The organism is Bacillus cereus group sp. BfR-BA-01441, assembly GCF_022663075.1.
Classification (GTDB): Bacteria; Bacillota; Bacilli; order Bacillales; family Bacillaceae_G; genus Bacillus_A; species Bacillus_A cereus.
This window is the reverse complement of record NZ_JAKUEU010000126.1, coordinates 1-9,750: the sequence shown is the minus strand read 5'-3', so window position 1 is coordinate 9,750 and position 9,750 is coordinate 1. Positions and strand designations below refer to the sequence as shown.

The window sequence follows — 9,750 nt, the reverse complement described above, 5'->3', positions numbered from 1 at the left end:
GAGAAACAGCCAACGAAAGAAATTGCAAAGAAAATGGCGATTTTACCACAAACTGCAGAAGTGCCAACGGGTCTTACTGTATTTGAGCTTGTGTCATATGGAAGATTCCCTCATCAAAAAGGGTTTGGCACGTTGAAAGAAGAGGATTATCGCTACATTAACTGGGCACTTGAAGTGACAGGAATGAAAGAATTTGCGAATCGTCCAGCAGAAGCGCTATCAGGCGGTCAACGTCAACGTGTTTGGATTGCAATGGCTCTTGCACAAGGAACAGAATTACTTGTATTGGATGAACCAACGACGTACTTAGATATGGCTCATCAATTAGAAGTATTAAACTTATTGAAAAAGTTAAATGAAGAAGAAGGTAGAACGATTGTTATGGTTATCCATGACTTAAATCACGCTTCCCGTTTCTCAGATCATATGATTGCATTAAAAGCAGGTAAGTTAATGAAACAAGGAACGCCAGATGAAGTTATGACAAGTGAAACACTTCGTAACGTATTTGAGATTGAAGCTCAAATCGTTCCATGTCCAGTAAACTGTAAGCCAATTTGTTTAACATATGATTTAGCGATGATTAGTAATCAATTGCGTAAAAAAGCATAAGTAGAACCCCCTCGTGAAGAGGGGGACTTCTAATGGACGTTGAGCTTCTTATATAAGAATGGGAAGTTGAACGCCCGTTAGAATGGGTTATTAACAACAATTAATAAATATATATTAATTAATTGTTATCTTTGTTTCTTATAGTTCGTTGTAACTTATAAGATAAATACAGCTAGAAGGAGTGGGAACATGAAGAATTTTAAAATGGCACTATTAGCAATGGTACTAGTTGTGACTTCTGTACTATTTGCAGCTTGTTCTAACAAAGAAGAAGAAAAGAAATCAGATGCAAAGACTGAAGAGCGCACTGTAAAACATGCAAAAGGGGAAATTAAAATTCCTGCAAACCCAAAGAAAATTGCTGACCTTAGTGGTTCAACAGAAGAATTATTAATTTTCGGTATGAAACCGGTTATTACTGCTAATACATCTCAAGAAAAAATTGATGCACATATTGAAAAGAAACTAAAAGACGTTAAACCAGTTGGTTCTGCTTGGGGCGATAAAATTAACATCGAAGCAGTAGCTGCTGCAAAACCGGATTTAATTCTTGTAAATAATCGTCAAGAAAAGATTTATGATCAATTATCTAAAATTGCACCAACAGTTATGTTAAACACTCCATTAGATCAATGGCGTCCAAAATTTGAAGAAGTAGGTCAAATCTTTGGTAAAGAAAAAGAAACAAAAGAATGGTTCAAAAAGTATGATGAAAAAGCAAGCAAATTACATGACAAAATCGTCGCTAAAACTGGTGAAGCAACATTTATGAAAATGGCTGCATATCCAAATGCTTTCCGTGTATACGGTGACTACGGTTACGGTAGCGTAATCTTTAATGATTTAAAACTACCAGCAGTTAAAGGTACACCAACTGATAAACCGTTAGTACAAGTACAAAAAGAAGCTTTAATTGATTACAACCCAGATTACTTATTCGTGTTTACAACTGGTGACGGTTCTCAGCGCTTGAAAGAATTCCAAGAAGAATCAATTTGGAAAAACATGAACGCTGTTAAAAACAACCACGTATTTACAATTAAAAATGAAGACTTAAACAAAGGTTACTTCCCACTTGGGAAAGATATGATCTTAGACGAAGTTGCTGAATTCGTTTTAGGTAAATAATGTATAAAGGAAATCACTTTTACTTCGGTAAAGGTGATTTTTTCTTTTTATAAAGGGAATTAATACAGTCTTTCATTTCTTTCTGTTTCTCATTTCGTTTATAATATAAAGTAAGAATGTAGTAAAGAAAGGGGGATGTCGGAAAGTGGTATATTTAAACGACAAACTCAGCGAAACAAAAGTGTTTAAAGACCCAGTACATAAATATGTGCACGTGCGTGATCGTGTTATTTGGGATTTAATCGGAACGAAAGAATTTCAACGCTTGCGCCGTATTAAGCAGCTTGGAACGACATTTTTTACATTTCACGGTGCAGAGCATAGTCGCTTTACTCATTCGTTAGGTGTATACGAAATTATTCGTCGTATGATTGATGATGTGTTTGATGGCAGACCAAATTGGAATGCTGAAGATAGATTGTTATGTTTATGTGCGGCATTACTTCATGATGTCGGCCACGGCCCATTTTCTCACTCGTTTGAAAAAGTATTTTCATTAGATCATGAGAAATTTACGCAAAAGATTATCGTTGGCGATACGGAGATTAATGATGTATTAAGTCGTGTTGATAAGGAGTTTCCACAAAAGGTAGCAGATGTAATTGCAAAAACGTCTACTAATAAATTAGCGATTAGTATGATTTCGAGTCAAATTGATGCGGATCGTATGGATTATTTATTAAGAGATGCTTATTTTACAGGCGTAAAGTACGGAAACTTCGATATGGAACGTATACTGCGTGTAATGCGTCCGTATGGGAATCAAGTAGTCATTAAAAATAGTGGTATGCATGCTGTTGAGCATTACATTATGAGTCGTTATCAAATGTATTGGCAAGTATATTTCCACCCGGTAACGCGAAGTGCAGAAGTTATTTTAACGAAGATTTTACACCGTGCGAAATCACTGCACGAGAAGTATTATACATTTAAAAATCATCCTGTTCATTTCTATTCTTTATTTGAAGAAGAAGTAACAGTAGAGGATTATTTAAAGTTAGACGAGAACGTTATGTATTACTACTTCCAAGTATGGCAGGAAGAAGAAGATCCAATTTTAAGCGATTTATGCCGCCGTTTTATGAATCGAAATCTATTTAAATATGTAGAGTTTACAGATAAACACGGTTTAGATAATTGGATGGAATTAAGTAGTTTATTTAAAAAGATTGGACTTGATCCGGAGTATTATTTAGTAGTTGATTCAACATCAGACTTACCGTATGACTTTTATCGTGCAGGAGAAGAAGAAGAGCGTCTACCAATCCTACTTCTTATGCCAAACGGAGAGCTTAGAGAGCTTTCACGTGAGTCGGATATTGTTGAGGCGATTACAGGTAAGAAAAGAACGGATCAAAAGCTATTCTATCCACATGATTTAATCTATGAAGATGGAAGAAAAGGAAAATATAAAGAGAGAATTATTGAGTTGTTAGAAGGAAAGAAATAAGAAGCAGCTAATGGCTGCTTCTTATGAAAAAACTTGAAATTATTTGTCGCTTAAGCGTTTTCCGCCAACTGCATAATGGTTTTTAGACATTTCTTCGATGAAAACAACGATGTTTTCTTCAGGAGCACCAGTTGTTTCGCTTACTGCTGCTGTTACTTTCTCAGCAAGAGCTTTCTTTTGTTCTTCTGTGCGTCCTTCTAGCATTTTCACTGTTACGTATGGCATGTACAATCGCTCCTTTTATGTAAGTTACACTCTTATTATAGCGGATTATGGGGAAGAACAATCGAAAAAACAAATAATTTCTTTTTTTGACATATGGAAGAGGAGATGAAGTATGGATCAGTTATTTAGATATCCATTGCACGAAATTCCGTTAGTAGCAATGGCAATTATTATTGCACTATCCGTTCATGAATTTGCACATGCATATGTTGCATATAAATTTGGGGACGATACAGCAAAGAGACAAGGGCGTTTAACGTTATCACCGATGGCCCATTTAGACCCTATCGGTTTGATTGCAGTATTAATTCTTGGATTCGGTTGGGCAAGACCAGTTCCTGTTAATCCATATAACTTTAAAAGACCGCGTCTGGCAGGTATATTAGTGTCAATTGCAGGGCCGATTAGTAACTTAATTTTAAGTGCAATTGGTTTAATTATTTGGTATAGCTTATTAAAATTTGGTGTATTATACTCAATTCCATCTGCAGTGGCAGATACGTTAGCTCAATTTTTCCAGATTTTTATTATGCTGAATATCGTTTTACTTGTATTTAACTTATTACCAATCCCGCCACTTGATGGGTATCGCGTAGTGGAAGATTTAGCGCCAGCAAATATTCGCGCGAAAATGACACAGTATGAAAAATACGGGGCAATTGCGTTATTAATTCTCGTTATTACACCGCTTAGTAATTACACAATTCAACCTATTTTCCAGGTAGTTATTCCGCATGTATTTGTATTTTTAGACAGCATCATTGCGCCTATTTTTGGCCTTTTATAATTTTTAAGTGAGGAGGATTTTACATATGACAGAGAAAAAGAAAAAAATCGGTTTTAATATCGTGAAAAATGATTCAACAGATGGACATGGTGGATTTGGTGTTGGAGCATTAAGCTTAGAAAACATTTCACCCGTATTTGTTGATGTACTAGAGAAGACTGCATTCGTTGATATCGGTGCGATGCATGCGCGTAGTACAGTAGAAAAAGGTATTAAGTTTTTAACAAATAAAGATGAAGTTCCAAATGGAAAACCATTTTGGCTTGTTTGGGTAACAATTGAAAGAACTGCGACAGGTGCGTATTACGCAGGTGTAACAGCTTGTGAAATGACAGTTGACCGTGAGATTCGCCGCGGATATAAATCACTTCCAGAACACGTAAATAAAATGGATAAATCATTGAAGCGTCACATTATGGTTGACCATATGGATGAATCATCTAAAAAGGTACTTGGTACGTTCTTGAAAGAACATAATGAAGCGATTTGGAACGAATCTAGTGAAGAATTGCGCCGTGCATTATTAAGTGAATAAAAAATAGCTGACGGATGCCCGTCAGCTATTTTTTTTACCAAGGAAGATATTTTTTCCACCAACTTGTTTTTTTCTTTTCTTCAGTCGTTTTTTCAAATTCTTCTTTATCATCGACGTGATCCATACAATATTCAGTCGGTTCGGTACCTTTAGCGAAATACATTTTCACAGAAATAGGACAATTTTTTGTAGCAATTTTACCGTTCTCTGGATTGATATTAACCGCTACGACGTCACTTGGTTGTTTAAATTCTTTTTTAGGCTGTCCATCTAAGCCCTTCTCCATCGTATCAGTCCATATTTTCTTCGCATACCCCTGTTCTGCTACGTTTGAAATAGATTTAGGTTGATCATATCCGACCCATACTCCTGTTACGATTTGCGGAGTAAATCCGATCATCCAACTATCCGTTTCAGTAGAACCAGATTTGCCGGCATATGTTCTTGATAGTTTGGATAACATCGATTGGCCAGTTACAGCAGCATAACTGCTTAGTTTCTTATTAAACATACCAGTCATCATTTCTTCCATTACAAACGCTTTACTCTTGTCGAGAACTTGTTTACTCTCTAAATGAGCATCGTATAATATATTTCCTTCATGATCCATAATGCGGCGAATAAAAGTAGGTTTTACTTCTTTTCCACCGTTTGCGAACATGCTATAAGCGTTAACCATTTCAATTGGTTTTACTGGTGATGTACCGAGAGCTAGAGAAGGCACATCTTTTAATGCACTTTTAATTCCAAATTGTTTCGCTGTTTTTGCTAGCGTGTCATCTCCTAAAAACAAATTCGTTTTCACAGCATAAATGTTATCAGAGACTGCGAGAGCTTGTGCCATCGTTACGAAATCATCGGCATAATAATCTTTATAGTTCTTCGGTTTATACTTTGAAACGCCGTCACCTAAGGTGAATACAGTATATTCGCTTTTTAAGCGCGTAGCAGGCGTGAATCCTCGTTCTAATGCCGCATAATATAGAAATGGCTTAAATGTAGAACCAGGCTGACGAATGGCCTGTGTAGCCCTGTTAAATTGACTCGTAGTATAATCGGTTCCGCCAACAAGAGCAGCCACTTCACCTGTCGTTGGATTCATAGAGACGAGAGCAGTTTGTATGTTTGTTGTGTCAGGTATATGATCCTTTACAGCTTGTTCTGCTACAGCTTGTAGTTTAGGGTCTAGCGTTGTATAAATTCGTAAGCCACCTCGTTGTAAAGCTTGTTCGTCTAATCCGACATCACGAAGAAGCGAAGCTTGTACAGCATCTTGGAAATATGGTGCGATCTCTGCTACTTTTTTCGTATCTAATGAGGCAAAAGTTAGTGTTTCTTTCTTCGCTAAGGCTGCTTGTTGCTTCGTAATATATCCTTGCTTTACCATTTCATCTAATATGAGAGCTTGTCGTCCTTTAGCACGATCCTCTTTCAAAAAGGGAGAATAGACACTTGGCCCTTTCGGGATACCTGCCAGCATACTAGCTTCTGCTAATGTTAAATCTTTTGCCGTTTTATCGAAATATAGACGGGACGCAGCTTCGATTCCATAAGCACCATGTCCGTAATAAATTGTATTTAAATATCCTTCTAAAATATGATTTTTATTATAGTTTACTTCAAGGCGGACAGTGTACATTGCCTCTAATAATTTTCGTTTCCACGTTTTATCATGATCTAAATACAGATTACGCGCGTATTGTTGTGTAATTGTACTAGCTCCTTGTACCTTTGCCATCGCTTTTAAATCAGCAACAATTGCACCTGCAATCCGTTTCACATCGAAGCCGTGATGTTTATAAAATCTTTGATCTTCAATAGAAAGGGTCGCTTCTTTTACATAAGGTGAAATTTCATTAAGAGAGACATTGTAACGTTTTTGAATTTCGTTACTTTGTCCAATAACAGTATCATCGTTTGCGTAAAAGACGCTTGTTTGCGGGACCGCAACAGGAGGAGGTCCCATAATTTTTGCAACTATAATAATAACAAAAAAAGAAAAAACGAAGAAAAGGACGCAAGAAAACATTGCGGTGAAGAAAAGACGTTTATATTTTTTAAGTTTTGGATTCATAGTTTGATCCATCTTTTTTCAGCCCCTCATTAATACAAGCGTTATTGTATTAGTATTGAGGGTTTTCGTTTATTTTAAACAATGAAATTTCGAAAATAAAAAGCTCCTTCCATTAAGAAAGGAGCTCAAAGGCACGTGCTGGCCAATCGGTAATGATGACATCTACACCATAATCAATCATAGTTTGTAAATCTTTGTATTCGTTAATTGTATATGGACGGAAAACATATCCTTGCTCTTGTGCTAACTGCACAAATTCTTTCGTTAATAACTGGAAGTTTGGATGTAATCCACTTGCTTCTCTATGTTTCGCTTCGGAAATTGGATCAGCAAGTGGTGTATCATATAAAATTGCTCTTGGGATTTCAGGAGCAATTTCTGCTAATAATGAAACAGAGTCATGGTTAAATGATGAAAATACAATTTGATTAGAAAGATGATATTCACGCACAAGTGCAACAGCTTTTTCCTCAATATTTGGGTAATGAATAACATCTGTCTTTAATTCAATATTTAGTTGTAAGTTCGTTGTGGAAAGCCAAATGAAAACCTCACGTAACGTTGGGATTTTTGCTTCATGGAAAGAAGGGTCTTTATAGCTACCAGCGTCCAATAATTGTAGTTCCTCTACCGTTTTTTCAGAAACAAGTCCAACGCCATTTGTTGTACGATCGACGGTTTCATCGTGAATTACGACAAGTTCACCATCTTTTGATAAGTGGACATCGAGTTCAATTCCGTGAGCACCAATGCGTTCTGCTTCTTGGAAGGCAATCATCGTATTTTCGGGATGTGTTCCTTTTACTCCGCGGTGAGCGAAAATAAGTGGTTTACTCATGTGAAATTCTCCTTATTATCTCTTTTCTTTTATTATGAAACTGCTTTAGGGAAAATACAATTGAATATGACAAACATTTACAAAAGTCTAACAGTTGCAGAAAAGTTAACGTTAACGTAAAATGTAATAATCAAGTGAAGGGAGGAAGAAACATGTATAAAATTGATGAAGTAACAAAGCAAGTCGGTTTAACAAAACGTACACTTCGTTATTATGAGGAAATTGGTTTAATTCATCCCCCAGAACGTAGTGAGGGAAATATCCGTCTGTATACGGATGAGGATATTTCCAGAATTAAAAGAATTGTAGAAGCGAAAGAAGTGCTAGGAATCACACTTCAAGAAATGCAGCATTTCTTATCACTAAAAGAAAGAATGGAGCAAAGAAGAAATAGCGAAAATCCTCGTGATCGTGAAGTGATTCAAGAAATTAAAGATATGCTTGAAAAACAAGTGCAAACGTTAGACGAAAAAATGGAGCAAATGCAACGTGTAAAGGCAGAACTAGAAGATAGTTTACATCGTGCAGTAACATTTTTAGAGAGCACAAAAGGAGAGTAATCAAAATGGAGAGCAAACAAAAACTAGGGAGATTGATTACAGTGGTGGCTACCTTCCTTGCCTTTTCGGGTATAGGAGTAGTCGACCCAATTTTGCCGATTATTGCAGAGAAAATTGGTGCATCGCATTGGCAAGTTGAAATGTTATTTACCGCTTATATTTTAACGATGGCAATTATGATGTTACCAGCTGGTATATTTGCATCGAGATTTGGTGATAAACGGATGATGACAATTGGTCTTGCGATTGTGACTGTATTTGCGTTTATATGTGGTATGTCACAAACGATTGCTCAATTATCTCTTTTCCGCGCTGGATGGGGATTAGGGAATGCGATGTTCTTCGCGACGGCGATGACTTTATTGATTGCATTAAGTAAAGAAGTTCATGAAGCAGTAGGATTATACGAAGCAGCTATCGGCTTAGGTATGGCTGGCGGACCGTTATTAGGCGGGATATTAGGTGGTCATTCTTGGCGTTATCCGTTTTTCGCGACGAGTATTTTAATTTTCTTAGCATTTATTTTAGTATTCTTTTTTGTAAAAGAACCAGAACGAAAAGTGAAGCGTAAGGCTGCTGGCGTAGGGGAATTACTTAACCTGGTGAAGTATAAACCATTTATGCAAGGTGCCATTTCAGGGATGCTATACTACTACGGATTTTTTGTCGTGTTAGCATATTCACCACTTATTATGCATTTATCAGCTATTCAATTAGGCTTTGTATTTTGCGGATGGGGACTGGCGTTAGCTTACGGTTCTGCAATTTTAGCACATAAGCTAGAAGGGAAATATGAACCAAAAACATTATTGAAGGGTAGTTTACTCGTATTTGCGATTTTCTTAATTGCACTATTCTTTGTGAAAATTATGTGGTTACAAATTACTCTTATCGTTTTATCAGGATTGGCGTCTGGCTTAAACAATGCATTATACACAAGTTATGTAATGGATATTTCACCTTATGAAAGATCTGTTACGTCAGGTGTTTATAACTTTGTTCGTTGGTTAGGTGGTGCGATTGCTCCGATTTTATCAGGAATTATCGGTCATACTGTTTCACCACAAAGTCCGTTTTTAGTAGGTGGAATTGTGGTGTTAGTTGGTTGTATTATGATCCTAATTCCAATTCGTAAACCAGTAGAAATAGAGACAAAAGCCCTTTCTTAAGAAAGGGTTTTCTTTCCTTTTACGGTGCAAACCCTTTCCGCACATATGTTAGAACCCTCTGACTAAAATATATTTTCGGTATTTTTGTACTTTTAACTATACATTTTGGATGTTTTGTTTTATTTTTGTTAGGGGACATTAATGATGTCCCTATTATAAATTTGCATTGAAAGGCGTGATTGTACGATGGAACTATGGTTCACTGAAAAACAAACAAAACATTTTGGGATTACGGCGCGTATTAACCGCACATTACATACGGAGCAAACAGAATTCCAAAAACTTGATATGGTTGAAACGGAAGAGTTCGGAAACATGCTTATTTTAGATGGCATGGTTATGACAACAGAAAAGGACGAGTTCGTTTATCAC

Annotated in this window: 10 protein-coding genes and 1 pseudogene; 8 read left to right on the top strand and 3 right to left on the bottom strand. The window is 36.5% G+C overall.

All coding sequences use genetic code 11. The annotated features are described in order from the left end of the window. The 3 genes from MR107_RS27970 to MR107_RS27960 all read left to right on the top strand — a co-directional run. The coding region (locus MR107_RS27970; RefSeq protein WP_242292993.1) for an ABC transporter ATP-binding protein at nt 1–612 on the top strand (612 nt) is incomplete at its 5' end. A gap of 189 nt (nt 613–801) precedes the next feature. Continuing rightward, nucleotides 802–1,740: an ABC transporter substrate-binding protein gene (locus MR107_RS27965; RefSeq protein ID WP_086404462.1), complete on the top strand. Its 939-nt coding sequence runs from the start codon at nt 802–804 to the stop codon at nt 1,738–1,740. Nucleotides 1,741–1,885: 145 nt separating this feature from the next. Further along, nucleotides 1,886–3,190: an HD domain-containing protein gene (locus MR107_RS27960; RefSeq protein ID WP_000262730.1), complete on the top strand. Its 1,305-nt coding sequence runs from the start codon at nt 1,886–1,888 to the stop codon at nt 3,188–3,190. A 39-nt stretch (nt 3,191–3,229) separates the two neighbouring features. Here MR107_RS27960 and MR107_RS27955 read toward each other — a convergent pair whose 3' ends face one another. Then, a complete protein-coding gene (locus MR107_RS27955; RefSeq protein WP_001147171.1) occupies nt 3,230–3,415 on the bottom strand; it encodes a 2-hydroxymuconate tautomerase in 186 nt (61 codons plus the stop codon). 112 nt (nt 3,416–3,527) lie between these two features. Here MR107_RS27955 and MR107_RS27950 point away from each other — a divergent pair, with 112 nt between their 5' ends. Then, complete coding sequence (locus tag MR107_RS27950) at nt 3,528–4,202, top strand: site-2 protease family protein (protein ID WP_000372445.1); 675 nt, start codon at nt 3,528–3,530, stop codon at nt 4,200–4,202. Nucleotides 4,203–4,227: 25 nt separating this feature from the next. Continuing rightward, a complete protein-coding gene (locus tag MR107_RS27945; RefSeq protein WP_000136678.1) occupies nt 4,228–4,737 on the top strand; it encodes a YwhD family protein in 510 nt (169 codons plus the stop codon). A 34-nt stretch (nt 4,738–4,771) separates the two neighbouring features. Here MR107_RS27945 and MR107_RS27940 read toward each other — a convergent pair whose 3' ends face one another. Both MR107_RS27940 and MR107_RS27935 read right to left on the bottom strand, forming a co-directional pair. Beyond that, complete coding sequence (locus MR107_RS27940; RefSeq protein ID WP_242292992.1) at nt 4,772–6,823, bottom strand: transglycosylase domain-containing protein; 2,052 nt, start codon at nt 6,821–6,823, stop codon at nt 4,772–4,774. Between the two features lie 100 nt (nt 6,824–6,923). Further along, nucleotides 6,924–7,649 carry a glycerophosphodiester phosphodiesterase gene (locus tag MR107_RS27935; RefSeq protein WP_017656744.1) on the bottom strand — a complete coding sequence of 242 codons (726 nt, stop codon included), beginning with the start codon at nt 7,647–7,649 and terminating at the stop codon, nt 6,924–6,926. Nucleotides 7,650–7,801: 152 nt separating this feature from the next. Here MR107_RS27935 and MR107_RS27930 point away from each other — a divergent pair, with 152 nt between their 5' ends. From MR107_RS27930 to MR107_RS27920, 3 genes and pseudogenes are all read left to right on the top strand, one after another. Next, complete coding sequence (locus MR107_RS27930) at nt 7,802–8,209, top strand: MerR family transcriptional regulator (RefSeq protein ID WP_000276577.1); 408 nt, start codon at nt 7,802–7,804, stop codon at nt 8,207–8,209. A gap of 5 nt (nt 8,210–8,214) precedes the next feature. Next, complete coding sequence (locus MR107_RS27925) at nt 8,215–9,378, top strand: MFS transporter (protein ID WP_000444228.1); 1,164 nt, start codon at nt 8,215–8,217, stop codon at nt 9,376–9,378. Between the two features lie 186 nt (nt 9,379–9,564). Further along, a pseudogene (locus tag MR107_RS27920) lies at nt 9,565–9,750 on the top strand (spermidine synthase); the annotation flags it as partial.

Bases quoted from the DNA above. Each gene is read 5' to 3' on its own strand.
- MR107_RS27965 (WP_086404462.1), top strand. From the start codon at position 802: ATGAAGAATTTTAAAATGGCACTATTAGCAATGGTACTAGTTGTGACT.
- MR107_RS27950 (WP_000372445.1), top strand. From the start codon at position 3,528: ATGGATCAGTTATTTAGATATCCATTGCACGAAATTCCGTTAGTAGCA.
- MR107_RS27940 (WP_242292992.1), bottom strand. From the start codon at position 6,823: ATGGATCAAACTATGAATCCAAAACTTAAAAAATATAAACGTCTTTTC.
- MR107_RS27925 (WP_000444228.1), top strand. From the start codon at position 8,215: ATGGAGAGCAAACAAAAACTAGGGAGATTGATTACAGTGGTGGCTACC.
- MR107_RS27945 (WP_000136678.1), top strand. From the start codon at position 4,228: ATGACAGAGAAAAAGAAAAAAATCGGTTTTAATATCGTGAAAAATGAT.
- MR107_RS27930 (WP_000276577.1), top strand. From the start codon at position 7,802: ATGTATAAAATTGATGAAGTAACAAAGCAAGTCGGTTTAACAAAACGT.
- MR107_RS27935 (WP_017656744.1), bottom strand. From the start codon at position 7,649: ATGAGTAAACCACTTATTTTCGCTCACCGCGGAGTAAAAGGAACACAT.
- MR107_RS27955 (WP_001147171.1), bottom strand. From the start codon at position 3,415: ATGCCATACGTAACAGTGAAAATGCTAGAAGGACGCACAGAAGAACAA.